Source organism: Roseovarius salinarum, assembly GCF_002834145.1.
GTDB classification, from domain to species: domain Bacteria; phylum Pseudomonadota; class Alphaproteobacteria; order Rhodobacterales; family Rhodobacteraceae; genus Roseovarius; species Roseovarius salinarum.
The window spans coordinates 1-25,447 of the sequence record NZ_PHNT01000001.1 but is presented as its reverse complement, the minus strand read 5'-3'; the positions used below and the strand labels follow the sequence as shown (position 1 = coordinate 25,447).

Here is a 25,447-nt window from a genome sequence, read left to right as displayed (position 1 = left end):
TTTTCAAGCGCGGCCATAATGCGTATATGCCGCGGCACCTACCGGATCACGTGCGGTCGTGGCGGAATTGGTAGACGCGCAACGTTGAGGTCGTTGTGGGGTAACACCCGTGGAAGTTCGAATCTTCTCGACCGCACCATCACTCTCCCAGGCAGTTGATCCGAAAAAGGATTCGAAGGATTCACTGGCCGTCGCGGTGTTCGGCGACGAACCGTGACGCCCGGGGCAGGACCGCCTGCACCGCGTCCCCGAGCGGGAAGCGCCGTGGTCGCGGCCGCGGAGATGGGGCCGTTCATCCTGCACACGGACGCACGCCGATGCCCGCAGTCCCCGGCTCCGGCATCAGCCGCCGGTATCCGCCTCGGCCAGCCTGTCTATGGTCCGCGTTATGTCCTCGGGGGTGGTCAGCGGGTTGATCGTGCACAGCCGCAGCGCCGGCTTGCCCTTCAGCACGGTGGAGGACACGCAGGCGAAGCCCGACTCCGACAGGCGCGCGGCGCGGGCCGCGTGGGTCTTTGCATCCGCCCCCTTCAGCGTGAAGCACACGATCCCCAGCCGCGCGGGCGAACTCACCTCCCAGGTCTCGGGGGCCTGCCGCAGGTGCGCCTCGGCCGTCTCGGCCAGGGCAATGCCGCGCGCGACAGCCTCGCGGAACGTGCCCGCGCCATAGGTGCGAAGCGACATCCACAGCTTGAGCGCGCGTGACCGGCGCGACAACTCGAGGCTGCGCATGCCGTAGCTGACTTCGCCGGCCGTCTGTACGTCGCGCAGGTATTCCGGGCTCATCGCGAAAGCCCGCTCCAGCGCGCCCGGCCGCGTGACGAGGCACACGCCCAGGTCGTAGGGCTGGAACAGCCACTTGTGCGGGTCGAGCACCAGCGAATCCGCCCGGGCCAGCCCGGCCAGCTCGGCGCGGCCGCGCTCGGTGATCGCCGCCGGCGCGCCATAGGCCCCGTCGACGTGCAGCCAGATCGCTTCGGCCGCGCAGATGTCGGCCAGCGTGTCCAGCGGGTCGGTCGCGCCCGTGTTCGTCGTGCCGGCCGAGGCGATCACCGCCATGGGGCGGCGACCTGCCGCGCGGTCCTCGGCCAGCGCGGCGCGCAGCGCGCCCGGGTCCATGCGGAAGGCATCGTCGGAGGGCAGCACGCGGATCTCCGACTCGTGCAGGCCCATCTCGTGCAGGTCGCGCGCCAAGGAGGCATGCGTCTGGTCTGTCAGGTAGGCGACCCCTTGCCCGATCGCGTGCCGCGCCGCGCAAAGCGCGGTGAAACTGGCCATCGACCCGCCCGACTGCAGCACGCCCTCGGTATGCGCCGGCAGCCCGAGCATCTGGGCCAGCCAGTCGATGACGGTGGTTTCCACGGTGGCGGGGCCTGCCGCGCCGCCCCAGCTGGCGCAAATGGCATTGAAGCCGGTGCCCATCCAGTCGCCCAGGATCGCGGCGAAGGCGGCGGGCCCCGGCACCCGCGCGAAATACCGCGGGTGGTCGCCGTGCTGCATCCGCGCAAGCGCGACCTCGGCCATCAGCTCGAGCGCGGCGTCGGGATCGCCGGGCGCCTCCGGCAGCGGCCCGCCCAGCCGTTCGGCCAGAGCGCCGGGCGTGTCGGCGGCGACCGCCGGCTCGGCGTTGCGGCGCATGGCGCGGTCAACGACCATGTCGACGACCTTGTGGCCCAGCCGCCGCATCTCCTCGGGCGGCAGGCCCAGCGTGTCGGCGGGCGTGGCGAAGGGGTCGGGGTCGTCGGGCGCGTCGTGGCGTGTCATGGGCTGTCCTCGCTGTTGCGCCAGCCTTTGCCCGGTGCCCGGGCGATTGCAAGGGGTCAGACCTGCGCGGCCAGCCGCCCGCGCAGGTGACGCACGCGGGCGCGCACGGTGTCCGACACGGCCGCTCGGGGCGCGTCGTCGCGCAACGTGCGCATCCAATGGTCGGGGCGCGGCCCGCCCCCGCGGCGGTTCCATGTCAGCGCCCCCAGCACCTCCTGCGCGGCCGGCGGCAGGCGGTCGGGGATCTCGCGGCCGTTCAGCGTGGCCCAGACGCCGGCCCAGAGGCGGCCCACCGTCCAGGGGTTGTAGCCACCCCCGCCAAGGACCAGCAGCCGCGGCGCCAGCGGCATCAGCCCGGCAACCGCCTGCCAGTGCGCGTTGTTCGACAGCGCCAACCGCGCCAGCGGATCCTCGGCCACGGCATCGGCCCCGCATTGCAGCACGATGGCCTGCGGGCGGTGCCGCGCCACGGCGGGCAGGATCAGCTCGTGCAGCGCCAGCGCGAAGTCGGCGTCGCCCGCGCCGCGCGGCAGCGGCAGGTTGAAAGCGGTGCCGCGCGCGTCGTCCTCCAGCCGCCCCGTGAAGGGCCAGCGCCCTTCCTCGTGGGTGGAGATGGTCACCAGCCCCTCGGTGCCGCCCAGCGCGTCCTCGACGCCATCGCAGTGGTGCGCGTCGATGTCGACGTAGGCGATCCGCGACAGTCCCTGCGCGAACAGCGCACGCAACGCGAGCACGGGGTCGTTGAGGTAACAGAAACCGCTGGCGCGATCGGCCAGCCCGTGGTGCGTGCCACCGCCGGGATTGTACACGATCCCGCCGTCGCGCAGCAACTCGGCCGCCAGGAGCGAGCCGCCGGCCGCCGTGGCGGGGCGCCGGAACATCTCGTTGAAGACGGGGTTCGACAGCGTGCCCAGCCCGTGCCGCGTGCGCGTGGCCGCGTCCACCGCGCCCGCCGCCTCGGCCCGTTCAAGCGCCGCGACGTAGCGCGGGGTGTGAAAGCCCGTCAGCGCCGCCGGGCGCGCCCGCGGGCTGGTGCGGTATTGCGCCGGCGTCAGCCACCCCAGCGCGCGGCACAGGTCGGTAACGGTCGGCACCCGCGGGATCGATAGCGGGTGACGCGGCCCGTAGCTGGAGCCGCGGTAGATTTCCGAGCCGATGAAAAGCGGCGCCTGCATGCGCGGCAGTGTAATGCGCGGGCCGCGCGGGGAAAGGGCCCGCCTGCGCGCGCGGCGCCGCCGGGATGCCTCCGGCGGGAGTATTTCGGCCAAGGTGAAGCCGGGATCGGGCCGGATCTTAACCTTGGGGCAAATACTCCGGGGGTGAATTGGCCGCAGGCCAAGAGGGGGCAGCGCCCCCTTCGCGCGGCGTGGCCCCCTGCGGCGGCGGTTCCCCTTTACTCGGTGTGCGCCTTGCTGTTCAGTTCGGCGAACACTCAAGGCAGGGAGGGCACGGGCGTGCGGATGGACCTCGGGATCAGGCCGGAAAAGGCGGAGTTGCTGGACAAGGTGGTGGCGATGATCCGCGACGAGATCGCGCCGATGGAGGCGGCCTATCGCGCCGAGATCGGAAAGGGCGACCGTTGGCAATACACCGACCGGCAGGCGGAGATCCTCGAGGGCCTCAAGGCGACCGCGCGCACGCGCGGCCTGTGGAATTTCTGGCTGACCGACAGCGCGGGGGGGGCGGGTCTGACCACGGTCGAATACGCCTATTTCGCCGAGGAGATGGGCAAGACGCCGCTGGCGGCTGAGGTGTTCAATTGCTCGGCGCCGGACACCGGCAACATGGAGGTCTTCCAGCGCTACGGCTCCGAGGCGATGAAAGAGCGCTGGCTCGCGCCGCTGCTTGAGGGCGAGATCCGGTCGGCCTATCTCATGACCGAGCCCCGGGTCGCCAGCTCGGACGCCACCAACATCGCCATGTCCTGCGTGCGCGACGGGGACGCCTGTGTGCTCGACGGCGAGAAGTGGTGGGCCTCCGGCGCGGGCGACCCGCGCTGCGCGGTCTACATCGTGATGGTGCGCACGGGCGATGATGACGCGCCCAGGCACAAGCGTCACTCCATGATCGTCGTTCCGGCCGACACCCCCGGCATCGAGGTGCTGCGCCCGATGGAGGTCTATGGCCACGACGACGCGCCGCACGGGCACATGCACATCCGGTTTTCCAACGTGCGCGTGCCGGCCGAAAACCTCCTGCTGGGCGAGGGGCGCGGATTCGAGATCGCGCAGGGGCGCCTGGGGCCCGGTCGGATCCACCACTGCATGCGTGCCATCGGCATGGCCGAGGCGGCGCTTGCGATGCTGTGCGAGCGCGCGCAGTCGCGCGAGGCCTTCGGCAAGCCGCTGGCGCAGCTGGGCGCGAACTTCGACATCATCGCCGAGGCGCGCATGGAGATCGAGCAGGCCCGGCTGCTGTGTCTCAAGGCCGCGTGGATGATGGACGGGGGCGACGCGCGGGCGGCCGCGCCGTGGATTCACCAGATCAAGGTCGTGGCGCCGCGGGTGGCGCTGCGCGTGATCGACGAGGCCATCCAGGTGTTCGGCGGGCAGGGCATTTCGCAGGACACGCCGCTGGCGGCGATGTGGACGCACGCGCGCACGCTGCGGCTGGCCGACGGGCCGGATGCCGTCCACCGCAGGCAGGTTGCACGCACCGAGCTGCGCCGCCACGGCGGCTGAGCGTCGGAGGGTCACGCTGCGGTCGCGTGATGGTGACCGGTCGTGTTTTGGCATTGCCGGGCCGCGGCCCTTAGCGTGCCGGCGAAACACGCCAAGAGGAGGCCCCATGACCGCAGAGTATCGTCTCGAAACCCCGCCCGTCAGCGATGACGCCGCCGAAGGCCAAGCCAAGGAGATGCTCGACGGCGCCCGCGCCAAGCTCGGCTTCGTGCCCAACATGTACCGCGCGATGGCGATCAATCCCGGCGTCCTGTCGACCTATCTTCACGGGTATGACCACTTCCGCAATTCGGGCCGCTTCACCCCGCCCGAGCAGGAGGTCGTGTTCCTGACGATCTCGATGGCCAACGGCTGCGACTACTGCACCGCGGCGCATTCCATGCTGGCGGTGAACGTCTCGAAGCTGTCGCCGGAAAACACCGCGGCGCTGCGCGACGGGCGCCCGATGGATGACGAAAAGCTCGACGCGCTGGCACGGTTCACGCATCACGTGTGGGAAACGCGCGGTCTGCCGACCCGCGCGGAGGCCGAGGCGTTCAAGGCCGCCGGCTATTCCGAGGCGCACATGCTGGAGGTCGTGCTGGCCATGGCGGTCAAGACGCTGTCGAACTACACCAACCACCTGGCCCATACCGAGCTCGACGATGCCTTCGCCGAGCACCGCGTCGCCGCCGAGTGACCGGCAGCGCCGGCCCCGCGTTGCCGGCGGGGCCGGGCGGGCTCATTCCGCGGGCTGGAATCCCTCGATCAGCTGGCGCAGGCCCAGTGCCGCGCCGGCGAAGATCGACAGGAAGGTGACCGGCGCCGAGAAGCTGAGCACCGAGAAGGCCGACAGCCCCTGGCCCACCGTGCAGCCCATGGCAATCACCGCGCCCGCGCCCATCAGGGCGGCGCCGCCGATCTGGCGGCGCAGTTCGCGCGGGTCCTCGCAGGCTTCCCAGCGGAAATGGCCCTTGAACAGCGACCCCGCGAAGGCGCCGAGGACCACGCCGGCGACCGAGCCCACGGCGAACGAGGGCGCGCGGGCCGATCCCGTCATCATGTAGAGAAGCGATTCGCCCACCGGCGCCGAGAAGCTGTGCGAGACCACGGGCATCGCGGCGAAACCCTGGGTGGCGACCCAGTAGCTGCCGGCCCAGCCCCCCGTGATGGCAAGGCCGACGACGATGCCCCAGAACACGGATTTCGCATCGGACAGGAAGGTCCGCGACGCCAGCGCCCCGAGCACGATGAGCAGGCCGATGGCGATGCCGACGGCCGTCGGCGGCAGGCCCGTGGCACTGCCGGCAAGATGCGCCAGCCCGGGCGGCGTCTCGTTCACGACATCGGCCTGCGGGAAGACCCAGTTGCGCAGGTAGGCCAGGGGCCCCAGCAGCACGGCGTAGGCCGAAACCCCCATGACCACCACGATCACGAAGGCGCGGATGTCCCCGCCGCCCAGCCGCGCGATGGCGCCGTAGCCGCAGTTGCCCGCCAGCGCCATGCCGTAGCCGAACATCAGCCCGCCCAGGACCGAGGCCAGCGGCATCCAGCGGATCGACAGGTAGAACGAGGCCTCGGGGCGCATCATGCCGTTCGCGGCCAGCGCGAAGGTGCCCAGCGTGGCCACCCCGATGGCCAGCACCCACATGCGCATGCGCGTGCCCGAGTTGCCGTAGAGCAGGTCCTCGATCGCGCCCATGGTGCAGAACCGGCCCATCCGCGCCGCCAGCCCCAGCAGGACGCCCGTGACCGCCCCGACGAGCGCGACCAGCGCGTGATCGGAAATCCAGTCGTACATCGCTCCTCCTCCCCCGGTCGAGGCGTTCGCGCCACGCGCGCCGGTCAGGCGGCGCCGTCCTCATCCTCGTCGGCGCAGAACAACTCGTAGACGACCTCGAGTATACGTTTCGGACGATCATCGGCCAAACGGTAATATATCGCCTTGCCCTCGCGCCGCGGCACCACGAGCCCCTCGAGCCGGAGCCGCGACAGCTGTTGCGACACGGCCGCCTGCCGGGCCGACAGGAGATCCTCCAGTTCGGTAACGGATTTCTCGCCCGAAACAAGGTGGCACAGGATCATGAGCCGCCCCTCGTGGCTGATGGCCTTGAGGAAGTTGGAGGCCGTGGTCGCGTTCTCGACCATGCGGTCCATCTCTTCTTCGCTGATGCTTCCATCGAAAACGGGCAATCCCATCGCTTCACACCGATTGGCCATGACGGGTGCGCACAGGGCGCACAACGCCTCATTTCTAGTTGCTTTTTCCGTCCGGCGCAAAATCGGTGTTCTCCTCGAGCAGCATGGCGAGCAGCCCCCAGAAGAAATCCTCGCCCGGATACCCTTCGATCCGGCCCAGTTCCGCGCCGTCCCGGACGAGCACGAAGGTGGGGGTGAAGACAACATCGCGGTCGAACGTGACGTCCGGCGGAGGCGCATCGCCCATGTCGACGATTCGCAGCGGCGCGAACGCCCCCTCGTCCGTCTTGGGGTAGATCGGGCCGAGGTCTTCCTTCCACGCGATGCAGTAATGGCATCCCTTCCGCTCGACCATGATCAACTCGGCCGCCCGGCCGTGGCTGCCGATCATCAAGGCGATCCCCAGAAGGGCCGGAAGGAGGAAACGCAGGGTCATGGGGCACCCGATTGACGTGCAGTAGAGATACAACGTAATCTGAATATGTGAATTACACAAGGAAGACGGGATGCTCGAGATTTCCTTCGCCGGCGCGGCAATGGCGGGGCTGCTGTCCTTTTTCACGCCCTGTATCCTGCCCATGGTGCCATTCTACCTGTGTTACATGGCCGGCATCTCGATGACCGAGTTGCGCGACGACGGCGCCATCGCGGCGGGTGCGCAGAAGCGTCTTGTCGTCTCCGCGGTGATGTTCGCGCTGGGCGTGACCACCATCTTCGTGTTGCTGGGCATGGGGGCCACGGCGCTGGGGCAGGCCTTCGCGCAGTGGAAACAACCGCTCAGCTACGTTGCCGCCGCGTTGCTGGCGGTCTTCGGTCTGCATTTCCTCGGTCTCCTGCGCATCCCCTTGCTGTACCGCGAGGCCAAGATCGAAAGCACGGCGGAGCCCACGACGGTGCTCGGCGCCTACCTGATGGGGCTGGCGTTCGGTTTCGGCTGGACGCCCTGCGTCGGGCCCGCGCTGGCCTCGATCCTGATGGTCGCCAGCGGCATGGGCGACCTGGGGCGGGGGGGCAGCCTGCTGCTGGTCTACGGCCTGGCGATGACGGCGCCCTTCATCGTGGCCGCGCTGTTCGCCAAGCCGTTCCTGGCATGGATGCAGCGCAACCGGAAATACGTCGGGCACGCGGAAAAGGCGATGGGCGCGATGCTGATCGTCTTTGCCGTGCTGATCGCGACCAATGCCGTCAACCTGATCGCGGACGCGATGATCCGCTGGTTCCCCGCGTTCGGGCAGATGGGATGACGTCGGGAAAACAAGGGAGGAAGACATGAAACGAATTCTCGTGACACTCGCCGCTCTGGTGGCGATGGCCGTGCCGGCCGCGGCGGCGGAAGTCGGCGACGACGGCCTGCACAAGACCGACTGGATGCGCCAGACGTTCCTCGACCTGCGCGAGGATCTGGCCGAGGCCAATGCCGAGGACAAGCGCATGGCCCTGATGTTCGAGCAGCGCGGCTGCATCTACTGCAAGAAGATGCACGAGGAGGTCTACCCGCGCCCCGAGATCGCGGACTACATCCGCAACAACTTCTTCGTCGTGCAGCTGAACCTGCACGGCAACCGCGAGGTGACCGATTTCGACGGCGAGGTGCTTGGGGAAAAGGCCCTGGCGCGCAAGTGGGGGATTCTCTTCACGCCCACCGTCCTGTTTCTGCCCGAGGAGGTTCAAGAGGGCGAGTCCGCCAAACAGGCGGCGGTTGCCGAGATGCCCGGCGCCTTCGGCTGGCAGACCACGCTGGACATGCTGACCTGGGTCAATGAAAAACGCTACGCGCTTGATAACGATGAGGATTTCCAGCGTTACCATGCCCGGCGCATCCGCGAGCGCCAGGCCGCGCAAGAAGAGTAAATGCAGCCCCCGGCGCACAGAAATAATTCACAATCGTGAATTCGTTGTTGCGTTGCGGACCTGCCGTAAACTATCGTATGCAAAGCTAACCAAGCAAACAACATGGTAGCCATGGGAGGAGACATGAAGTTTTCAACGGCAATCCTGGCGGCGGCTGTCGTCACCGCGGGGGCGGCACAGGCCGAGTCCGTCGCGCCCGGCGAGGTGCAGTTCGGCGAATACGGTGCCGTCTCGGAATCGCTGACCGGCAAGCCGGGTGATCCCGAGAACGGTGCAATGGTCATGAAGACCAAGTCCATCGGCAACTGCATTTCCTGCCACGAGGTCGGCGCGCTCAAGGATGCGCCGTTCCATGGCGAGATCGGGCCGATGCTTGACGGTGCCGGGGACCGCTGGAGCGAGGCACAGCTCCGCGGGATCGTCGCGAACGCGAAGAAGACGTTCCCGGGATCGATGATGCCTGCCTACTACAAGACCGAAGGCTTCGTTCGTCCCGGCGACGCCTTCACCGGCACGGCGGCCGAGGAGCCCCTGCCGCCGCTGCTTACCGCGCAGCAGATCGAGGACGTGGTCGCTTTCCTGATGACGCTGTCGGACGGGTGACCCGGAAGTTGGACGCAAGGAGATGACAATGGAATTCACGAGACGCGAAACCCTGGCGATCGGCGGCGCGGCCACCGCGGCGGCGATCCTTCCGATGCCCGCCCTGGCCGAGGCGGACGCCACGAAGGCCCTGATCGACGAGTTCACCGGCGGCGCCGACGTCGCCGAGGGCGGCGTCAACCTCGACGCACCCGAGATCGCCGAGAACGGCAACACCGTTCCGATCGAGGTCAGTGCCGAGGGCGCGAGCGCGATCATGGTGCTGGCCGACGGCAACCCGACGCCGCCCGTGGCCACCTTCAACTTCGGCCCGCTGGCCGGCGCGCACCGCGCCAAGACGCGGATCCGCCTGGCCGGCACGCAGGACGTGGTCGCAGTGGCCAAGATGGCCGACGGCAGCTTCGCCAAGACCACCAAGACCGTGAAAGTCACAATCGGCGGCTGCGGCGGCTGATCGAGCTAAGGAGAGACAAGACATGGCAGAGAATGTTCGCCCCCGCGTGAAGGTGCCCCGCTCGGCCGAGGCCGGCGAGGTCGTCACCATCAAGACGTTGATCAGCCACAAGATGGAATCGGGTCAGCGCAAGGACAGCGACGGCAACGTCATCCCGCGCTCGATCATCCATCGCTTCACCTGTGACTTCAACGGCGAGAACGTGATCGACGTGAAGATGGAGCCGGCGATCTCGACGAACCCGTACTTCGAGTTCGAGGCGACCGTCCCGGAGGCCGGTGAATTCAAGTTCACCTGGCACGACGACGACGGCTCCGTCTACGAGACGTCGAAGGCCGTGAAGGTCGGCTGAGGCAAACACGCGACAGGAGGGGCTGGCCGCGCCCGCGCCCTGACGGGGCGGGCCGGCGGCCCAAGGGAGGTAAAACTAAATGAGAATGCAAGCAAAGGCTGCAATCGCTGCGCTGCTCGTCGCGGCGCCGGGCCTGGCCAGCGCTGACCCGGACGACGATACGCTGGTGGTCAACGGCGAGATCGAGATGACCACCAAGACGGCGGCGCCCGACCACATGTCCGACACGGCGGTCGACACGATCATGTCGGGCTGGCACTTCCGGTCGGACGAGACGCAGGCGCTGCAGATGGACGACTTCGACAACTCCGGCATGATCTTCGTTGACGAGGGCCGTGCCCAGTGGAACCGGGAAGCCGGCTCCGAGGGCAAGTCCTGCGCGTCGTGCCACGAGGATGTGGCCGAGAGCATGAAGGGCGTTCGCGCGACCTATCCCAAGTGGGACGCTGAGGCCGGGGAGGTCCAGACGGTCGCGATGCAGATCAACGACTGCCGCACCGAGAACATGGGCGCCGAGCCCTACGGCTACACCAGCACCGAGATGGCCAACATGGAGGCGCTGATCGCCGTGCAATCGCGCGGCATGCCCGTGGACGTCAAGATCGACGGCCCGGCGCGCGAAATGTGGGAGCAGGGCAAGGAACTCTACTACACCCGCACCGGGCAGCTGGAATTGAGCTGCGCCAACTGCCACGAGGACAACTACGGCAACATGATCCGCGCCGACCACCTCAGCCAGGGGCAGATCAACGGGTTTCCGACCTACCGCCTTAAGAACGCCAAGCTCAACACCGTGCATGCGCGTTTCAAGGGCTGCGTCCGCGACACCCGTGCCGAGACCTACAAGCCCGGCAGCGACGCCTTCGTCGCGCTGGAGCTTTACGTGGCCAGCCGGGGCAACGGCCTGTCGGTCGAGGGCCCCTCGGTCCGCAACTGATCGCATGACCGGCGGAGGCGGCCCGGTCGCCTCCGCCATGCTGCCGCCAGCACACCAACTTGACTGTCGGGCCCTCGGGGCCGGATGCCGAAAGCCCGCCCGCGGGCGGGCCTGGGCTACAGAAACCACTCGGAGTATCACATGATCTCTCGCCGCGACTTTCTTCAGGTCAGCATGGCCGCATCGGCGCTCGTGGGCGCCAGCGGGTTCGGCAACTGGGCACGCCTTGCCGCGCAGCAGAGCCTGACGCAGGACCAGCTCCTGGATTTCGACACCTTCGGCAACGTGTCGCTGATCCACGTCACCGACATCCATGCGCAATTGAAGCCGATCTACTTCCGCGAGCCCGAGATCAACATCGGTGTCGGCCCCAACAAGGGGGACGTGCCCCATATCACCGGCGCTGACTTCCGGCGCCGTTACGGCATCGAGGACGGCTCGCCGTTGCATTACGCGCTGACCTATGACGATTTCACCGCGCTGGCGCGCGAGTACGGCAAGGTCGGCGGCATGGATCGCGTGGCGACCGTCGTCAACAGGATCCGGGCCGACCGGCCCGACGCGCTGCTGCTGGACGGCGGCGACACCTGGCACGGCAGCTACACCTGCTACCATACCGAGGGCCAGGACATGGTCAACGTGATGAACGCGCTGCAGCCGGACGCGATGACCTTCCACTGGGAATTCACGCTGGGCCAGGAGCGCGTGCGCGAACTGGTGGACGGTCTGCCGTTCGCCGCGCTGGGCCAGAACATCTTCGACAAGATGTGGGACGAGCCCGCGGCGGAATTCGCCCCCTACAAGTTCTTCGAGCGTGGCGGCACCAAGATCGCCGTGATCGGGCAGGCCTTCCCCTACATGCCGATCGCCAACCCGGGCTGGATGTTCCCCGACTATTCCTTCGGCATCCGCGACGAGCGCATGCAGGAGATGGTGGACGAGGTGCGCAGCCAGGGCGCGGAACTGGTGGTCTGCCTGAGCCACAACGGCTTCGACGTGGACAAGAAGATGGCCGGGCAGGTCAAGGGCATCGACGTGATCCTGACCGGGCACACGCACGACGCGCTGCCCGAGCCGGTCCTGATCGGCGACACCGTCCTGATCGCCAGCGGCAGCAACGGCAAGTTCGTCAGCCGCGTCGACCTCGACGTGCGCGACGGCCGGATGATGGGTTTCCGGCACAAGCTGATCCCGGTGTTCTCGGACGTGATCGAACCGGATCCGGCGATGACCAAGGTGATCGACGAACAGCGCGCGCCCTTCAAGGCGGAACTGGAGGAGGAGATCGGCCAGACCGACAGCCTGCTTTACCGCCGGGGCAACTTCAACGGGTCGTGGGACGACCTGATCTGCAATGCGCTGCTCGAGGAGCGGGACGCGGACATCGCCATGTCGCCGGGCGTGCGCTGGGGCCCGTCGCTCATCCCCGGGCAGACCATCACGCGCGAGGACATCTGGAACGTCACCTCGATGACCTACCCGGAGGCCTACCGCACCGAGATGACAGGCGAATTCATCAAGGTCGTGCTCGAGGACGTGGCCGACAACCTGTTCAATCCCAACCCCTACTACCAGCAGGGCGGGGACATGGTCCGCATCGGCGGCATGGGCTACCGGATCGACGTTTCCAAGCCGCAGGGGGAACGCATCAGCGACATGACCCTGCTGCGCACCGGGGAGCCGATCGACCCGTCGCGCAATTACGTCGTGGCCGGCTGGGCCAGCGTCAACGAGGGCACCGAGGGGCCGCCGATCTGGGACGTGGTCGAGGCGCACATCCGCAAGAAGGGCACCATCAGCCTTGAACCGAACGACACCGTGACCGTCGCTGGCACGTGATGCCCGCGACGCTATGCAGCATGACTTTTCGCATCGAATTCATTATTGTGAATTTGATGATCTGAGAGGAGGCAAGGACAGAGATGACAGCCAGTGACAAGGGCACCAAGGCCTCGCGGCGCGCGTTCCTCAAGGGCGCCCTGGCCGCCGGGGGGACCGTGGCGGGCGCCGGCGCGGCGCGCGCGTCGGGCGATCCGCTGATCACCGAAACCCAGCCGTGGGCACAGTATCTGGGCGAAGGCGTGGATGCCACGCCCTACGGCATGCCGATCCGGTTCGAGGACGACGTGGTGCGTCGCAACGTCGAGTGGTTGACGGCCGACACGATCAGTTCGATCAACTTCACGCCGATCCACGCGCTCGACGGGACGATCACCCCGCAGGGCTGCGCGTTCGAACGCCATCACTCCGGCGCGATCGAGTTGCGCAAGCAGGATTACCGCCTGATGATCAACGGGCTGGTCGATCAGCCGCTGGTCTTCACCTATGACGACCTGGAACGCTTCCCGCGTGAACAGCACGTCTATTTCTGTGAATGCGCGGCGAACACGGGCATGGAATGGGCCGGTGCGCAGCTCAACGGCGCGCAGTTCACCCACGGCATGATCCACAACATGGAATACACCGGCGTGCCGTTGCGCACCCTGCTCGAAGAGGCCGGCGTGCAGACCGAGGGCAAGTGGGTCTTCGTCGAGGGCGCCGACGCCTCGTCGAACGGCCGGTCGATCCCGATGGACAAGGCGCTGGACGACGTTCTGGTCGCCTTCAAGGCCAACGGCGAGGCGCTGCGCAAGGAGCACGGCTATCCCGTGCGCCTGGTGGTGCCCGGCTGGGAAGGCAACATGTGGGTCAAGTGGCTTCGCCGCGTCGAGGTGACGGACGGCCCCGTGGAAAGCCGCGAGGAAACAAGCAAGTATACCGACACGCTGGCCGACGGCACGTCGCGCAAGTGGACATGGGAAATGGACGCGAAATCCGTCGTGACCTCGCCCAGCCCGCAATCGCCGATCAAGCACGGCCCCGGGCCGCTGGTCATCACCGGGCTGGCCTGGTCGGGGCGCGGCGCGATCACCCAGGTGGACGTGTCGATCGACGGCGGAAAGAACTGGCAGACCGCGCGGCTGGCCGCACCGGGCCAGGACAAGGCGCTGGCGCGGTTCTACCTCGATATCGAGTGGGACGGCAGCGAGATGCTCCTGCAAAGCCGGGCGCACGACAGCACCGGCTACGTGCAGCCCACCAAGGACGCGCTGCGCGAGATCCGCGGCGAGAACTCGATCTATCACAACAACGGTATCCAGACGTGGTGGGTCAATTCGGACGGGGAGGCAGAAAATGTCGAAGTCTCTTAACCTCTGCGGCGGTGCCGCGTTCGGGCTGGCCGGCCTTCTGGGCACTGTGGCCCATGCCGAGCCGGCAGCTTCCGACGGACCCTACGGCCTGGGCCGCGAGGCGCTGCCCGAGGAGATCGCCGCCTGGAATCACGAGGTCATGCCCGATGGCACCGGCCTGCCGGAAGGCGCCGGGTCGGTCGAGGAAGGCGAGATGCTGTTCTCGGAAAAATGCGCCGTCTGTCACGGCGACTTTGCCGAGGGCGTGGGCAACTGGCCGCCGCTGGCCGGCGGCGAGGACACGCTGGCCGACAAGGACCCGGTCAAGACCGTGGGATCCTACTGGCCCTACCTGTCCACGGCGTGGGATTACGTCCATCGCTCGATGCCATATGGCAACGCGCAAACGCTCAGCGACGACGAGGTCTATGCGATCGTCGCCTACATCCTCTACTCCAACTATCTGGTGGAGTACGATTTCACGCTGACCAAGGACAATTTCCTGGACGTCGAGATGCCCAATGCCGACGGCTTCATCGTCGACGACCGCGAGGAGACGGAGTTTCCCACCTTCACGCAAGAACCTTGCATGAGCGACTGCAAGGACGAGGTGGAGATCACCATGCGTGCGGCGGTGCTCGACGTGACGCCCGAAGAGGAGTCCGAGGGCGAGGACCAGGCATCGGCCGAACAGGCGCAGGAAGCCGCGGCCGGGGAAGGGGCCGCAGCCGCTGAACCCGAATCCGAGCCATTGGACATGGCGCTTGTGGAACAGGGCGAAAAGGTCTTTCGCCAGTGCCAAGCCTGCCACATGGTCGGCGATGGCGCCAAGCATCGCGTCGGGCCGCACCTCAATGACGTGATGGGCCGCAAGCTGGGCGGTGCCGAGGACTTCCGCTATTCCAACACGATCGTGGAGATGGGGGAATCCGGCACGACCTGGAACGAGGAGACCCTTGCCAAGCTTCTCGAGGACCCGATGGGTTACATCAAGGGCACCAAGATGGCCTTCGGCGGCCTTCGCAAGGAGGAGGACATCGCCGCGGTGACCGAATACCTGAAATCCTTCTCGCAATAGGCGGGGGGCGCGGGGCCGGGTGACCGGCCCCGTTCGATCGTGCCGCGGCGTGGAACCGCGGCACGAAATAGGCAGCTCTTTTGGGAGGAGGAGTGATGCTGACCATACAGCGGGCGCTGGTCGCCCTGTGTGCCGCGGCCGTCGCGGCGCAGGCCCAGGCGCAGGATTTCGGGGATCCCGAGAACGGCGCAGAGGTTTTCCAGCTTTGCTCGGGCTGCCACGAGGTGGGCCGCGGCGCCGAGAACGGCATCGGTCCGCATCTCAACGGCATATTCGGGCGCAAGGCGGCGTCGGTGGCCGGCGATTACCGGTATTCCGAGGATTTGCAGCGCGCGGGTGCGGACGGGCTTGTCTGGCACCTCGACACGCTGGATGCCTACCTGGAGAACCCCAAGGCACTGGTGACCGGCACGCGGATGAGTTTCAGCGGGCTGGACGACCCGCAGGAACGCGCGGATGTCCTGGCCTACCTCCGGCAATTCTCGGACGATCCGCAGAACATCCCCGAGGCCGACCCGACGGCGCGCGCGCCCGAGGTCGAGCTGTCGCCCGCGACCCTTGAGATCGTCGGGGACCCGGCATACGGTGAATACCTGTCGAGCGAATGCACGACCTGCCACCAGCGCGACGGCCGCGACGAGGGCATCCCGTCGATCGTGGGCTGGCCCGAAGAGGATTTCGTCGTCGCCATGCACGCCTACAAGCAAAAGGTCCGCCCGCACCCGGTCATGCAGATGATGGCCCGCCGGTTGACGGACGAGGAGATCGCGGCGCTGGCCGCCTATTTCAAGGAAGTCGAATAACGCGCGAATGCAATTCCGGCGGGAAAGCCCGCCACAAAAGGGAGGAGGACGCAATGAAACTCAACAGACGAGCCTTTATCGGCACCGGGGCCGCGGCCGCGGCCACCCTGGCCGCGCCGCAGGTCATGGGACAGGGCAAGCCCAGGGTCGTGGTCATCGGCGGTGGCGCGGGGGGCGCCACGGCGGCGCGTTACATCGCGAAGGACAGCGACGGCGCGATCGACGTCACGCTGGTCGAACCCACGCGGAAGTACTACACCTGCTTTTTCTCGAACCTCTACATCGGCGGGTTCCGCAAGCTGTCGAGCATCGGCCACAGCTACGGCACGCTTGCCAGCGACTACGGCATCAACGTGGTGCACGACTGGGCCACCGGGATCGATCGCGATGCGAAAACCGTCACGCTGGCCGGCGGTGCCGTGCTGCCCTACGACCGGCTGATCCTGAGCCCCGGCATCGATTTCGTCGAAGGGTCGGTTCCCGGCTGGGACGTCACGCAGCAGCACAAGATGCCGCATGCCTACAAGGCCGGCAGCCAGACCGAGCTTCTCAAGGCGCAGGTCGAGGCGATGCCGGAAGGCGGGCTTTACGCGATGGTCGCGCCGCCGAACCCCTACCGCTGCCCGCCGGGGCCGTACGAACGGGTGAGTATGGTCGCGCACCTGCTCAAGGAGATCAATCCGACCGCCAAGATCCTGATCGCGGACCCAAAGCCCAAGTTCTCGAAGCAGGCGCTGTTCCAGGAAGGCTGGCGCAAGCACTACTCGGGCATGATCGAATGGCTGGGGCCGGATTTCGGCGGCGGCAACGTGTCGGTCAATGCCGACGAGATGACGCTCGACATCGACGGCACCGTCGAGAATGTCGACGTCTGCAACGTGATCCCCGCGCAGAAGGCCGGGCGCATCTGCGAACTGGCCGGAATCACCGAGGGCAACTGGGCCCCCGTCGTGCCTCACACGATGCAGAGCCGGGTGGACGAGAACATCCACGTTCTCGGCGATTCGACCGATCAGGGCGACATGCCGAAATCGGGCTTTTCCGCCAACAGCCAGGCGAAGGTGGCGGCGATGGCGCTGCGCGGATCGCTGACCGGTGCGAAGGTGTTCCCGCCGAAGTTCACCAACACCTGCTGGTCGCTGATCGATACCAACGACGGCGTGAAGGTCGGCGCGTCCTACGAGGCCACGGACGAGAAGATCTCGAAGGTCGACGGCTTCATCAGCCAGACCGGCGAGGATGCCGCGCTGCGCAAGCGGACCTACGAGGAAAGCCTTGGCTGGTATGCCGGAATCACCGAGGATATGTTCGGCTGACCCGCGAGGACCCCGGAAACCCGGAGCCGCCGCGCGCGGCTCCGGGCGAAAGCCAAAGGAGAAAGCTCATGCGTAAATTCCTGGCAACCGCGGCGCTGACGGTGTTCGCCGCCGCGCCGGCCGTGGCAGAAGACGGCCCCACGACCTATGCCTTCGAGGGCAGCTTCGGTGACGCGACCTTCGCGCTGGAGAACGCGATCATCGGCAAGGGACTCGTGATCGACTACGTCAGCCATGTCGGCGACATGCTCAACCGAACCCGCGAGGACGTGGGCGGCGAGAAGATCTATGACAACGCCGACATCTTCATCTTCTGCTCGGCCGTCGTCTCGCGCGAGGTCATGGAGGCTGACCCGATGAACGTCGCGCATTGCCCTTACGGAATCTTCGTGACGGAACGCGACGGGGAGGTCGAGGTTGGTTACCGCGACTACCCGGACGGCGAGATGGAAAAGGTCGAGGCGCTGCTCGACGGGATCGTCCAGGAGGCGCTCGGCGAGTGAACCTCGGCGCGTGAGTCCATGATCCGGCAAGGCGTTTTCAAACCCGGCCCGCCGGTTTGAGGCCCATTGCCGCGATGAGTTCGGGGATGCGTTCCTTGAACCGGAAGAAGCCGTGCGTGGCGTGCGGCCAGGCCCGCAGGTCATACTGTTGCGGCACCTGAACGAGGCGGATTCCCGCGCTTTCCAGGGCGGTCTCGAGGGCGTCCAGGCATTCGGCCGTCGGCCCGGTGGGCGCGTAGGACGTGACGACCTGTTCCAGCCCGTTGGCCCGGGCCCAGTCCACGACCGGCGCAGTCCCGTCGTGCCGCCCGCCGTCGCCGCCGGACCGGCCGCGCCAGCGCGACGCCGCATCGTCCAGCGCGTCCGCGGCGAAATCCCCCACCGGCGCCGCCACCGCGAGCGGCGAGCGCCGTGCTGTCGCCTGAAGCCGGATCTGCGAAACCGGGGCGAGGCCGGTCTGGAACAGGTGGCCCGGGCTCAGGTCGTCCTCGTGCAACAGCAGGCCGGACGGGACCGCGGGGGACCACGCCGGCGCCTGCGGGGGTGCCGATCGCGCGGGATGCGGCGGGCCGTCGATGGGCGCGGCCCCGGTCGCCAGCCCGGTGGGCCGGAAGCGTCCGCCGCTGTATTTGTGAATGTTGTCCGGCCGCGCGAGGTAGGTCTTGCCGCGCGTCTGCAGCCCGGCGACCCATCGCCACCCCAGCGTGTTGGATGCCGGATCGCCGTCCAGCAGGTGGCGCAGGAAGAAATCGGCCCCCAGTTGCCACGGCAACTGCAGGGTGAAGATCCAGATCGAGGCGAACCACATCCGGGCGTGGTTGTGCAGGTAACCGGTCTCGACCAGTTCGCGCGCCCAGTCGTCGAAGCCGTCGATCCTGGTCTCTCCCGCGCAGGCGTCGGACCAGCGCGCGCGCAGCCCGTCCTCGGCCTGCAGGCGGTCCAGCGCCCGCGACACACCCGCGCGGTAGTCCGCCCAGACCGCGGGCCGCAGTTCCAGCCACCCTTTCCAGTAGGTCCGCCAGAACACTTCCTGCACGAATTTCCCGGCCGCTTCGGCGGAATGCCGCCCCAGCACGGCCTCCAGCACCTCGGTCTCGGCAATCAGCCGGTGGCGCAGGTAGGGCGACAACCCCGAGACATGCGGGTTGTGGCCACGTCCGAGATCATGGTTGCGCAACCGGGCGTAGTCGCGGCCGGCGCGCGGGGTGAACTCGGCCAACCGTGCCAGCGCGGCGGCGCGCGTTGCGTTCATTTTCGCGATCCTCGTTGACGTTGCCGCGCGGGGCAGTTAGCCCGCCCGCCGGTCCGATCAAGACCGCGCGAAAGCGGGCGGAAACATCCGCGCGGCCCCCCCCTTGCAGCCCCTTGGGCGCGACACTAAGACTCCGTTAGGCTCGCGGGCCGTAGGCTCACAACATCATCAGCAGGCAGGCGCACATGAACGATCCCTTCGAGACATACATGAACACTCTGGTGCCCATGGTGGTCGAACAGACCAGCCGCGGAGAGCGCGCCTACGACATCTTCTCGCGCCTGCTGAAGGAACGCATCATCTTCGTCAGCGGCCCCGTGCATGACGGGATGTCGTCGCTGATCGTGGCGCAGCTGCTGCACCTCGAGGCGGAGAACCCGTCGAAGGAAATCAGCATGTACATCAACAGCCCCGGCGGCGTGGTCAGCAGCGGGCTGTCGATCTACGACACCATGCAGTACATCAAGCCGGGCGTTTCGACGCTGGTGATCGGGCAGGCGGCCTCGATGGGCTCGATGCTGCTTGCGGCGGGCGAACCGGGCATGCGGTTCTCGCTGCCCAACAGCCGGATCATGGTTCACCAGCCGTCCGGCGGGTACCAGGGGCAGGCGACCGACATCATGATCCACGCCGAAGAAACGCTGAAGCTCAAGAAGCGGCTCAACCAGATCTATGTCAAGCACACCGGCCAGACCCTCAAGAAGGTCGAGGACGCGCTGGAGCGCGACAACTTCATGTCGCCCGAGGAGGCCAAGGACTGGGGCCTGATCGACGAGATCGTCGAGAACCGCTCGAAAACCGAAAGCCACGACAGCTGAGGCGCGACCCGGCCAGCTGCTCGTCCGGCCGGAATTTGACATTGTAGCCGCCCCGATGCTGTCCTAAGCTGGTGCGAAACAGCGATTGCGAGGCCGCCCCGAGCACGGCCCGGCAATGACAAGGCGAGGCCCGAAAGGTACGTTATGTCGAACAACTCTGGCAGCGACAGCAAGAACACGCTCTACTGCAGCTTCTGCGGCAAGAGCCAGCACGAAGTGCGCAAGCTGATCGCCGGACCGACGGTGTTCATCTGTGACGAGTGTGTCGAACTGTGCATGGACATCATCCGGGAAGAGACCAAAAGCTCCGGCCTGAAGTCCAGCGAGGGCGTGCCGTCACCGCAGGAAATCTGCAGCGTGCTCGATGATTACGTGATCGGCCAGGCGATGGCCAAGCGCGTGTTGTCGGTGGCCGTCCACAACCACTACAAGCGGCTCAATCACTCGGCCAAGTCCAGTGATATCGAGCTGCAGAAATCCAACATCCTGCTGATCGGCCCCACGGGCTGCGGCAAGACGTTGCTGGCGCAGACGCTGGCGCGCATCCTGGATGTGCCGTTCACAATGGCCGATGCCACCACGCTGACCGAAGCGGGCTACGTCGGCGAGGACGTGGAGAACATCATCCTCAAGCTGCTCCAGGCCAGCGAATACAACGTCGAGCGCGCACAGCGCGGCATCGTCTACATCGACGAGGTCGACAAGATCACCCGCAAGGCCGAGAACCCCTCGATCACCCGCGATGTCTCGGGCGAGGGCGTGCAGCAGGCGCTGCTCAAGCTCATGGAGGGCACGGTTGCCGCGGTCCCGCCACAGGGCGGGCGCAAGCATCCACAGCAGGAATTCCTGCAGGTGGACACCACGAACATCCTGTTCATCGTCGGCGGCGCCTTCGCGGGGCTCGAGAAGATCATCGCGCAGCGCGGCAAGGGCAGCGCCATGGGCTTCGGCGCCGACGTTCGCGACACCGAGGAACGCGGCGTGGGCGAGGTCCTGTCCGACCTGCAACCCGAGGATCTTCTGAAGTTCGGGCTGATCCCCGAATTCGTCGGCCGCCTGCCGGTGGTCGCCACGCTGGAAGACCTCGACGAGGACGCGCTGGTCAGCATCCTGACCGAACCGAAGAACGCCCTGGTCAAACAGTACCAGCGCCTGTTCGAGCTGGAAGAGGCGCAGCTGACCTTCACCGACGACGCGCTCAAGGCCATCGCGCGCAAGGCGATCGCCCGCAAGACCGGCGCGCGCGGCCTGCGCTCGATCCTCGAGGACATCCTTCTGGACACCATGTTCGATCTTCCGGGCATGGAGGATGTCGAGGAAGTGGTCGTCAACGAGGAGGCGGTGACCTCGGAGGCCGCGCCGCTGATGATCTATGCCGAGCAAAAGAAGGAAGGCACCAGCGCGGGCTGACCGCAACGGCCCGTGCCGCCGTCCGTCGTGGCCCTGCGAACGACGCCCATTGTGGTGATCCGCACGCGGTGGCTGTGAAACGGCGCCTTTCCCACCAACGGGACCAAGAATGCGCGTTTCCACGGACGACCAAGCCGATGCCGGCGCGATCGTCGGGTTGTTCGAGGAAACCTTCGCGGCCTCGGAGGGCGCCGAGGAAGGCGCCCTGATCGGGCAACTGGCAAAAGCACTGCTCGAGACCACGTCGCCGGACGACCTTTTCGTCGTCTCCGCCTGGGAAAAGGGCAGCCTCGTGGCGAGCCTCCTGTTCACACGTCTGGATTTTGCCGCGGACGAGCGCACGGTGTTCCTGCTGGGGCCCGTCGCCGTCAGGCCCGACCGGCAGGGCATGGGCATCGGGCAGGCGCTGTTGCGGCAGGGGCTGGAGGCGCTGCGCGCCGGCGGCGTGGATGTGGCAGTGACCTATGGCGATCCGGCGTATTATGCCAAGGTCGGCTTTCATCCCGTCGGCGAAGACGACGTGCCGCCGCCCCAGCCGCTGAAGTTCCCGCACGGCTGGCAGGCGCAGGCGTTGGACGGCAAGGCGATGAAGCCGCTGGCCGGGCCGTCGCGATGCGTTGCCGCGTTTGCCGATCCACGTTACTGGTAGCGCGCGCTGCGGCCCTCGCGGGCTGGACCTTTGCGCGCATATGCGCCATATGTGCGGGGAACACAGCCGGAGGTTTCGATGGGCGTTCTCAACACCCTTCTGCGCGCCGTCACCTGGTGGAACGGCCAGACGCTCAACACCCAGTTCTACACATGGCGCAAGGGCGTCAAGGTCGGCGAGGACGAGCAAGGCAACATCTTCTACCGGAACCGTGACGACACCAAGCGTTGGGTCATCTACAACGGCGAGGCCGAGGCGAGCCGCGTCAGCCCCGACTGGCACGGCTGGCTGCACTACACCTATGATGCGTCACCCACCGACAAGCCCCTGCCGCACAAGTCGTGGGAGAAGCCGCACCACGAGAACCTGACCGGAACCGCACTGGCCTATGCCCCCGCGGGTTCGATCCGGCGGTCCGAACCGGTCGAGCGTCGCGACTACGAACCCTGGACCCCGGAATAAGCGCCCTCGAATGTCGGAAAACACCACAGAAGTTGTGATTGGCGGGCTCGTGCTGGCCGTGGCGCTGGGCTTTGTCGTCTACACGGGCCAGAAAACCGGCGTCTCCGCGCGGCCCGGCGGCTACGAACTGACGGCGAGCTTCCGCGCCGCCGACGGGGTGACCGTGGGCACCGACGTTCGTCTGGCCGGGGTCAAGGTTGGCCGGGTGACCGATATCGGTCTCGATCCGGAAACCTACCGGGCCGAAACCGTGTTCACCGTGCGCGAGGGCATCCAGGTGCCCGACGACAGCGCCGTGGCCGTCTCGTCGGAGGGGCTTCTGGGCGGCAACTTCGTCGAGATCATGCCCGGCGGGTCGCCGTTCTATTTCTCGCCCGGCGACGAGATCGAGTTCACGCAAGGGTCCGTCAGCCTTGTCGGGTTGCTCATGAAATTCGTCTCCGGCCAGGAAGACGAGGACTCCGCGCAATGAGAGTGTTGGCGCCGCTTGCCGGGGTGCTGATGTTCGCCGCCGGGGCGGCCGCGCAGGAGCAGCCGGTCACCCAGGGCAGCGGCGCGGTGGTCCGCGCGCTGGACAAGGTCACGGGCAAGCTCGAGGATCTCGAGATCGCCGCCGGCGGCGCGGCCGAGTTCGGCCGCATCTCGGTTTCGGTGCGCGAATGCCGTTACCCCCAGGACGACCCGGCGGGCGACGCCTATGCCTTCCTCGACATCACGACCGAATCGTCCCCTGGGGCCGCGTTCTCGGGCTGGATGATCGCCTCATCGCCAGCGCTCAATGCGCTCGACCACCCGCGCTACGACGTCTGGGTGTTGCGCTGCACCACCGAGTAGGGATCGTCGCACAGCGCCACGTCGTGGATCGAGACCTTCCGGCCCAGCGCCTGTGTCAACAGCGCGTGGTAGCGCACGCGGCTGATCTCGATCGCGCCCAGCGAGGCGAGATGCGGCGTGATGAACTGCGTGTCGAACAGCGTGAAGCCGCAGCGGCGCAGATGGTCCACGAGGAAGGCCAGTGCGATCTTCGACGCATTGGAACGGCGCGAGAACATGCTTTCGCCGAAGAAGGCGCCGCCGATGGCCACACCGTAGACGCCGCCCGAGAGGGCGCTGCCGTGGCGGATTTCCAGCGAATGGGCGCGCCCGAGATCGTGCAGGGCGACGTATAGGCGCCGGATCTCGGCGTTGATCCAGGTGTCTTCGCGGTCGGCGCAGCCGTCCACGACGCCCGTGAAATCGCGGTCGAGCGACACGCTGTATCCGCCGCGCCGCATGGTCCTGGCCAGTGAGCGCGAGATGTGGAACCCCGCGAGCGGCAGGATGCCCCGCCGGCGCGGGTCGACCCAGAACACGCGGGGGTCGTCGCGATGCTCGGACATCGGGAACACGCCGGCACGGTAGGCCTGCAGCAACAGTTCGGGCGTGAGGTCGGGGTCGGTCATGGCGTGGACGATCCAGCCGGGCGCCGCCGCGGCGGCGCTAGCCCGGCATGTTGGTTTCCAGCCAGTGCTCGAGCCAGTGGATGTTGTAATCGCCCGTGCGGATGTCCTCTTCCTGCAGAAGGGCGTGGAACAGCGGCACCGTGGTGTCCACCCCGTCCACGATCAGTTCGCCCAGGGCACGGTTGAGGCGCGTGAGCGCACCCTGCCGGTCGTGGCCGTGGACGATCAGCTTGCCGATGAGCGAGTCGTAGTGCGGCGGGATCCTGTAGCCGTCGTAAAGCGCCGAATCCATCCGCACGCCAAGCCCGCCGGGCGCGTGGAACTGGGTGATCGTGCCCGGCCGTGGCGCGAACTCGGGCAGTTTCTCGGCGTTGATGCGCACCTCGATGGCATGGCCGTTGATCTTCAGGTCATCCTGCGCAAACGACATCGGCTGTCCTTCGGCCACGCGGATCTGTTCCTGCACCAGATCAACGCCGAAGATCGCCTCGGTCACGGGGTGCTCCACCTGCAAGCGGGTGTTCATCTCGATGAAGAAGAACTCGCCGTTCTCGTAGAGGAACTCGACCGTGCCGGCGCCCGCATACTCGATCTCGGCCACCGCGTCGGCGCAGATCTTGCCGATGCGTGCGCGCTCCTCCTCGGTGATTGCCGGGCCGGGTGCCTCCTCGAACACCTTCTGGTGACGGCGCTGCAGCGAACAGTCGCGCTCGCCCAGGTGCACGGCGTTGCCCTTGCCGTCGCCGAAGACCTGGATCTCGATGTGGCGCGGCTTCTGAAGGTATTTCTCGATGTAGACCTCGGCGTTGCCGAAGGCGGCCTTTCCCTCGGACCGTGCCGTCATGTAGGCCTGTTCCATCTCGGCGGGGCCGTTGGCCACCTTCATGCCGCGCCCGCCGCCGCCGGCGGTGGCCTTCACGATCACCGGGTAACCGATGTCGTCGCCCAGTGCCCTGGCCTCGTCGAGCGAACCGACGCCGCCCTCGGAGCCGGGAACGCAGGGCACGCCGAGCCGCTTCATCGTCTCCTTGGCGGTGATCTTGTCGCCCATGATACGGATGTGCTCGGCCCGGGGGCCGATGAAGGTCAGGTCGTGGTCCTCGACGATCTGGACGAAATTGGCGTTCTCCGACAGGAAACCGTAGCCGGGGTGGATCGCCTGTGCGCCGGTGACCTCGCAGGCGGCGATGATCGCGGGGATCGAAAGGTAGCTGTCGGTGCTGGACGGCGGGCCGATGCAGACCGATTCATCGGCCATGCGCACGTGCATCGCGTTCGCGTCCGCGGTGGAATGCACCGCGACCGACCAGATGCCCATTTCGCGCGCCGCGCGGATGACCCTGAGCGCGATCTCGCCACGGTTGGCCACGAGTATCTTGTCGAACATCGCGCCGGACCTCACGCCACGATCATGAGGGGCGCGCCGAATTCGACCGCCGCGCCGTCGTCGACGAGGATGCGCTTGACGGTCCCGGCGTGCGGCGCGGGGATGTGGTTCATGGTTTTCATCGCCTCGACGATAAGCAGCGTGTCGCCCTCGTTCACCGCGTCGCCCACCTTCACGAAGGGCGCGGCGCCGGGTTCGGCCTGCATGTAAACCGTGCCCACCATCGGCGAGGTCACGGCGCCCGGGTGACTGGCGGGGTCATCGACGGGTTCTTCGGCTGCCGCGGCGGGCCCGGGCGCCGGGGCCGCGGGCGCGGCGGGCGCCTGCGCGGGGGCGG

Annotated in this window: 29 protein-coding genes and 1 tRNA gene; 21 read left to right on the top strand and 9 right to left on the bottom strand. The window is 67.3% G+C overall.

Annotated features, from left to right (window positions below; genetic code table 11):
• Positions 1-52 precede the first annotated feature (52 nt).
• Positions 53-139, top strand: a tRNA-Leu gene (locus CEF10_RS00150).
• Positions 140-342: 203 nt separating this feature from the next.
• On the opposite strand, the gene CEF10_RS00145 is transcribed toward CEF10_RS00150, so the two are convergent.
• A complete protein-coding gene (locus CEF10_RS00145) occupies positions 343-1,764 on the bottom strand; it encodes a pyridoxal phosphate-dependent decarboxylase family protein (protein ID WP_101065354.1) in 1,422 nt (473 codons plus the stop codon).
• Positions 1,765-1,820: 56 nt separating this feature from the next.
• Complete coding sequence (locus CEF10_RS00140; RefSeq protein WP_101065353.1) at positions 1,821-2,939, bottom strand: acetoin utilization protein AcuC; 1,119 nt, start codon at positions 2,937-2,939, stop codon at positions 1,821-1,823.
• A 285-nt stretch (positions 2,940-3,224) separates the two neighbouring features.
• On the opposite strand from CEF10_RS00140, the gene CEF10_RS00135 reads away from it, so the two are divergent.
• Both CEF10_RS00135 and CEF10_RS00130 read left to right on the top strand, forming a co-directional pair.
• The gene (locus CEF10_RS00135; RefSeq protein WP_408638397.1) at positions 3,225-4,445 is read left to right on the top strand and encodes an acyl-CoA dehydrogenase family protein; all 1,221 of its coding nucleotides are present in this window, start codon (positions 3,225-3,227) and stop codon (positions 4,443-4,445) included.
• Positions 4,446-4,551: 106 nt separating this feature from the next.
• Positions 4,552-5,124, top strand: a complete 573-nt coding sequence (locus tag CEF10_RS00130) for a carboxymuconolactone decarboxylase family protein (protein WP_101065351.1) — start codon at positions 4,552-4,554, stop codon at positions 5,122-5,124.
• Between the two features lie 42 nt (positions 5,125-5,166).
• On the opposite strand, the gene CEF10_RS00125 is transcribed toward CEF10_RS00130, so the two are convergent.
• From CEF10_RS00125 to CEF10_RS00115, 3 genes are read right to left on the bottom strand one after another with little or no spacing between them, the layout of a single operon-like run.
• Positions 5,167-6,225: a YeeE/YedE family protein gene (locus tag CEF10_RS00125; RefSeq protein ID WP_101065350.1), complete on the bottom strand. Its 1,059-nt coding sequence runs from the start codon at positions 6,223-6,225 to the stop codon at positions 5,167-5,169.
• A 44-nt stretch (positions 6,226-6,269) separates the two neighbouring features.
• A complete protein-coding gene (locus tag CEF10_RS00120) occupies positions 6,270-6,623 on the bottom strand; it encodes an ArsR/SmtB family transcription factor (protein WP_101065349.1) in 354 nt (117 codons plus the stop codon).
• A 55-nt stretch (positions 6,624-6,678) separates the two neighbouring features.
• Entirely contained in the window at positions 6,679-7,059 is a 381-nt protein-coding gene (locus CEF10_RS00115) for a thioredoxin domain-containing protein (RefSeq protein WP_101065348.1), read from the bottom strand.
• Between the two features lie 70 nt (positions 7,060-7,129).
• On the opposite strand from CEF10_RS00115, the gene CEF10_RS00110 reads away from it, so the two are divergent.
• From CEF10_RS00110 to CEF10_RS00055, 12 genes are all read left to right on the top strand, one after another.
• Positions 7,130-7,867 carry a cytochrome c biogenesis CcdA family protein gene (locus tag CEF10_RS00110; RefSeq protein ID WP_101065347.1) on the top strand — a complete coding sequence of 246 codons (738 nt, stop codon included), beginning with the start codon at positions 7,130-7,132 and terminating at the stop codon, positions 7,865-7,867.
• Between the two features lie 25 nt (positions 7,868-7,892).
• Positions 7,893-8,474 (top strand): thioredoxin family protein, encoded by a 582-nt coding sequence (locus tag CEF10_RS00105; RefSeq protein ID WP_101065346.1) that lies wholly within the window; start codon positions 7,893-7,895, stop codon positions 8,472-8,474.
• Positions 8,475-8,597: 123 nt separating this feature from the next.
• Complete coding sequence (soxX, locus tag CEF10_RS00100; RefSeq protein WP_101065345.1) at positions 8,598-9,077, top strand: sulfur oxidation c-type cytochrome SoxX; 480 nt, start codon at positions 8,598-8,600, stop codon at positions 9,075-9,077.
• 28 nt (positions 9,078-9,105) lie between these two features.
• Positions 9,106-9,531: a thiosulfate oxidation carrier protein SoxY gene (gene soxY, locus CEF10_RS00095; protein ID WP_101065344.1), complete on the top strand. Its 426-nt coding sequence runs from the start codon at positions 9,106-9,108 to the stop codon at positions 9,529-9,531.
• A 22-nt stretch (positions 9,532-9,553) separates the two neighbouring features.
• On the top strand, positions 9,554-9,883 hold the full coding sequence (gene soxZ / locus CEF10_RS00090) for a thiosulfate oxidation carrier complex protein SoxZ (protein WP_101065343.1): 330 nt from the start codon (positions 9,554-9,556) through the stop codon (positions 9,881-9,883).
• A gap of 85 nt (positions 9,884-9,968) precedes the next feature.
• Positions 9,969-10,820, top strand: a complete 852-nt coding sequence (gene soxA, locus CEF10_RS00085; protein ID WP_101065342.1) for a sulfur oxidation c-type cytochrome SoxA — start codon at positions 9,969-9,971, stop codon at positions 10,818-10,820.
• 141 nt (positions 10,821-10,961) lie between these two features.
• The gene (gene soxB / locus CEF10_RS00080; RefSeq protein WP_101065341.1) at positions 10,962-12,659 is read left to right on the top strand and encodes a thiosulfohydrolase SoxB; all 1,698 of its coding nucleotides are present in this window, start codon (positions 10,962-10,964) and stop codon (positions 12,657-12,659) included.
• Between the two features lie 83 nt (positions 12,660-12,742).
• Positions 12,743-14,011 (top strand): sulfite dehydrogenase, encoded by a 1,269-nt coding sequence (gene soxC, locus CEF10_RS00075; protein WP_101065340.1) that lies wholly within the window; start codon positions 12,743-12,745, stop codon positions 14,009-14,011.
• Positions 13,995-15,068: a c-type cytochrome gene (locus CEF10_RS00070; RefSeq protein ID WP_101065339.1), complete on the top strand. Its 1,074-nt coding sequence runs from the start codon at positions 13,995-13,997 to the stop codon at positions 15,066-15,068. The genes soxC and CEF10_RS00070 overlap by 17 nt, the downstream gene beginning before the upstream one ends.
• A 95-nt stretch (positions 15,069-15,163) precedes the next feature.
• On the top strand, positions 15,164-15,871 hold the full coding sequence (locus CEF10_RS00065; protein WP_101065338.1) for a c-type cytochrome: 708 nt from the start codon (positions 15,164-15,166) through the stop codon (positions 15,869-15,871).
• A 53-nt stretch (positions 15,872-15,924) separates the two neighbouring features.
• On the top strand, positions 15,925-17,187 hold the full coding sequence (locus CEF10_RS00060; protein ID WP_101065337.1) for an NAD(P)/FAD-dependent oxidoreductase: 1,263 nt from the start codon (positions 15,925-15,927) through the stop codon (positions 17,185-17,187).
• 68 nt (positions 17,188-17,255) lie between these two features.
• Entirely contained in the window at positions 17,256-17,690 is a 435-nt protein-coding gene (locus CEF10_RS00055; protein WP_101065336.1) for a DUF302 domain-containing protein, read from the top strand.
• A 37-nt stretch (positions 17,691-17,727) separates the two neighbouring features.
• Here the strand turns inward: CEF10_RS00055 and CEF10_RS00050 are convergent, their stop codons facing one another.
• On the bottom strand, positions 17,728-18,942 hold the full coding sequence (locus CEF10_RS00050; RefSeq protein WP_101065335.1) for an FAD-binding domain-containing protein: 1,215 nt from the start codon (positions 18,940-18,942) through the stop codon (positions 17,728-17,730).
• Positions 18,943-19,127: 185 nt separating this feature from the next.
• On the opposite strand from CEF10_RS00050, the gene CEF10_RS00045 reads away from it, so the two are divergent.
• From CEF10_RS00045 to CEF10_RS00020, 6 genes are all read left to right on the top strand, one after another.
• Entirely contained in the window at positions 19,128-19,760 is a 633-nt protein-coding gene (locus CEF10_RS00045) for an ATP-dependent Clp protease proteolytic subunit (protein WP_101065334.1), read from the top strand.
• Between the two features lie 144 nt (positions 19,761-19,904).
• Positions 19,905-21,170, top strand: a complete 1,266-nt coding sequence (gene clpX / locus CEF10_RS00040) for an ATP-dependent Clp protease ATP-binding subunit ClpX (protein WP_101065333.1) — start codon at positions 19,905-19,907, stop codon at positions 21,168-21,170.
• A 109-nt stretch (positions 21,171-21,279) separates the two neighbouring features.
• Entirely contained in the window at positions 21,280-21,819 is a 540-nt protein-coding gene (locus CEF10_RS00035; protein ID WP_101065332.1) for a GNAT family N-acetyltransferase, read from the top strand.
• Positions 21,820-21,897: 78 nt separating this feature from the next.
• A complete protein-coding gene (locus tag CEF10_RS00030) occupies positions 21,898-22,281 on the top strand; it encodes an NADH:ubiquinone oxidoreductase subunit NDUFA12 (RefSeq protein ID WP_101065331.1) in 384 nt (127 codons plus the stop codon).
• A 10-nt stretch (positions 22,282-22,291) separates the two neighbouring features.
• Positions 22,292-22,753, top strand: a complete 462-nt coding sequence (mlaD, locus tag CEF10_RS00025) for an outer membrane lipid asymmetry maintenance protein MlaD (protein ID WP_101065330.1) — start codon at positions 22,292-22,294, stop codon at positions 22,751-22,753.
• Complete coding sequence (locus tag CEF10_RS00020; RefSeq protein ID WP_101065329.1) at positions 22,750-23,115, top strand: DUF2155 domain-containing protein; 366 nt, start codon at positions 22,750-22,752, stop codon at positions 23,113-23,115. Before mlaD ends, CEF10_RS00020 begins: the two co-directional genes overlap by 4 nt.
• Here the strand turns inward: CEF10_RS00020 and aat are convergent.
• The 3 genes from aat to CEF10_RS00005 all read right to left on the bottom strand — a co-directional run.
• Positions 23,079-23,723 carry a leucyl/phenylalanyl-tRNA--protein transferase gene (gene aat / locus CEF10_RS00015; RefSeq protein WP_101065328.1) on the bottom strand — a complete coding sequence of 215 codons (645 nt, stop codon included), beginning with the start codon at positions 23,721-23,723 and terminating at the stop codon, positions 23,079-23,081. The genes CEF10_RS00020 and aat overlap by 37 nt on opposite strands.
• 37 nt (positions 23,724-23,760) lie before the next feature.
• The gene (gene accC, locus CEF10_RS00010; RefSeq protein ID WP_101065327.1) at positions 23,761-25,110 is read right to left on the bottom strand and encodes an acetyl-CoA carboxylase biotin carboxylase subunit; all 1,350 of its coding nucleotides are present in this window, start codon (positions 25,108-25,110) and stop codon (positions 23,761-23,763) included.
• An 11-nt stretch (positions 25,111-25,121) separates the two neighbouring features.
• On the bottom strand, positions 25,122-25,447 hold a 326-nt coding region (locus tag CEF10_RS00005), incomplete at its 5' end, for an acetyl-CoA carboxylase biotin carboxyl carrier protein (RefSeq protein WP_332870118.1).

Coding starts and splice junctions, on each gene's coding strand:
- CEF10_RS00120 (WP_101065349.1), bottom strand. CDS start 6,623: ATGGGATTGCCCGTTTTCGATGGAAGCATCAGCGAAGAAGAGATGGAC.
- soxA (WP_101065342.1), top strand. CDS start 9,969: ATGCAAGCAAAGGCTGCAATCGCTGCGCTGCTCGTCGCGGCGCCGGGC.
- CEF10_RS00055 (WP_101065336.1), top strand. CDS start 17,256: ATGCGTAAATTCCTGGCAACCGCGGCGCTGACGGTGTTCGCCGCCGCG.
- soxY (WP_101065344.1), top strand. CDS start 9,106: ATGGAATTCACGAGACGCGAAACCCTGGCGATCGGCGGCGCGGCCACC.
- CEF10_RS00115 (WP_101065348.1), bottom strand. CDS start 7,059: ATGACCCTGCGTTTCCTCCTTCCGGCCCTTCTGGGGATCGCCTTGATG.
- CEF10_RS00020 (WP_101065329.1), top strand. CDS start 22,750: ATGAGAGTGTTGGCGCCGCTTGCCGGGGTGCTGATGTTCGCCGCCGGG.
- CEF10_RS00140 (WP_101065353.1), bottom strand. CDS start 2,939: ATGCAGGCGCCGCTTTTCATCGGCTCGGAAATCTACCGCGGCTCCAGC.
- soxX (WP_101065345.1), top strand. CDS start 8,598: ATGAAGTTTTCAACGGCAATCCTGGCGGCGGCTGTCGTCACCGCGGGG.
- CEF10_RS00145 (WP_101065354.1), bottom strand. CDS start 1,764: ATGACACGCCACGACGCGCCCGACGACCCCGACCCCTTCGCCACGCCC.
- CEF10_RS00070 (WP_101065339.1), top strand. CDS start 13,995: ATGTCGAAGTCTCTTAACCTCTGCGGCGGTGCCGCGTTCGGGCTGGCC.
- soxC (WP_101065340.1), top strand. CDS start 12,743: ATGACAGCCAGTGACAAGGGCACCAAGGCCTCGCGGCGCGCGTTCCTC.
- aat (WP_101065328.1), bottom strand. CDS start 23,723: ATGACCGACCCCGACCTCACGCCCGAACTGTTGCTGCAGGCCTACCGT.
- CEF10_RS00125 (WP_101065350.1), bottom strand. CDS start 6,225: ATGTACGACTGGATTTCCGATCACGCGCTGGTCGCGCTCGTCGGGGCG.
- CEF10_RS00065 (WP_101065338.1), top strand. CDS start 15,164: ATGCTGACCATACAGCGGGCGCTGGTCGCCCTGTGTGCCGCGGCCGTC.
- soxZ (WP_101065343.1), top strand. CDS start 9,554: ATGGCAGAGAATGTTCGCCCCCGCGTGAAGGTGCCCCGCTCGGCCGAG.
- CEF10_RS00030 (WP_101065331.1), top strand. CDS start 21,898: ATGGGCGTTCTCAACACCCTTCTGCGCGCCGTCACCTGGTGGAACGGC.
- soxB (WP_101065341.1), top strand. CDS start 10,962: ATGATCTCTCGCCGCGACTTTCTTCAGGTCAGCATGGCCGCATCGGCG.
- CEF10_RS00130 (WP_101065351.1), top strand. CDS start 4,552: ATGACCGCAGAGTATCGTCTCGAAACCCCGCCCGTCAGCGATGACGCC.
- CEF10_RS00105 (WP_101065346.1), top strand. CDS start 7,893: ATGAAACGAATTCTCGTGACACTCGCCGCTCTGGTGGCGATGGCCGTG.
- accC (WP_101065327.1), bottom strand. CDS start 25,110: ATGTTCGACAAGATACTCGTGGCCAACCGTGGCGAGATCGCGCTCAGG.
- CEF10_RS00135 (WP_408638397.1), top strand. CDS start 3,225: ATGGACCTCGGGATCAGGCCGGAAAAGGCGGAGTTGCTGGACAAGGTG.
- clpX (WP_101065333.1), top strand. CDS start 19,905: ATGTCGAACAACTCTGGCAGCGACAGCAAGAACACGCTCTACTGCAGC.
- CEF10_RS00060 (WP_101065337.1), top strand. CDS start 15,925: ATGAAACTCAACAGACGAGCCTTTATCGGCACCGGGGCCGCGGCCGCG.
- CEF10_RS00035 (WP_101065332.1), top strand. CDS start 21,280: ATGCGCGTTTCCACGGACGACCAAGCCGATGCCGGCGCGATCGTCGGG.
- CEF10_RS00050 (WP_101065335.1), bottom strand. CDS start 18,942: ATGAACGCAACGCGCGCCGCCGCGCTGGCACGGTTGGCCGAGTTCACC.
- CEF10_RS00110 (WP_101065347.1), top strand. CDS start 7,130: ATGCTCGAGATTTCCTTCGCCGGCGCGGCAATGGCGGGGCTGCTGTCC.
- mlaD (WP_101065330.1), top strand. CDS start 22,292: ATGTCGGAAAACACCACAGAAGTTGTGATTGGCGGGCTCGTGCTGGCC.
- CEF10_RS00045 (WP_101065334.1), top strand. CDS start 19,128: ATGAACGATCCCTTCGAGACATACATGAACACTCTGGTGCCCATGGTG.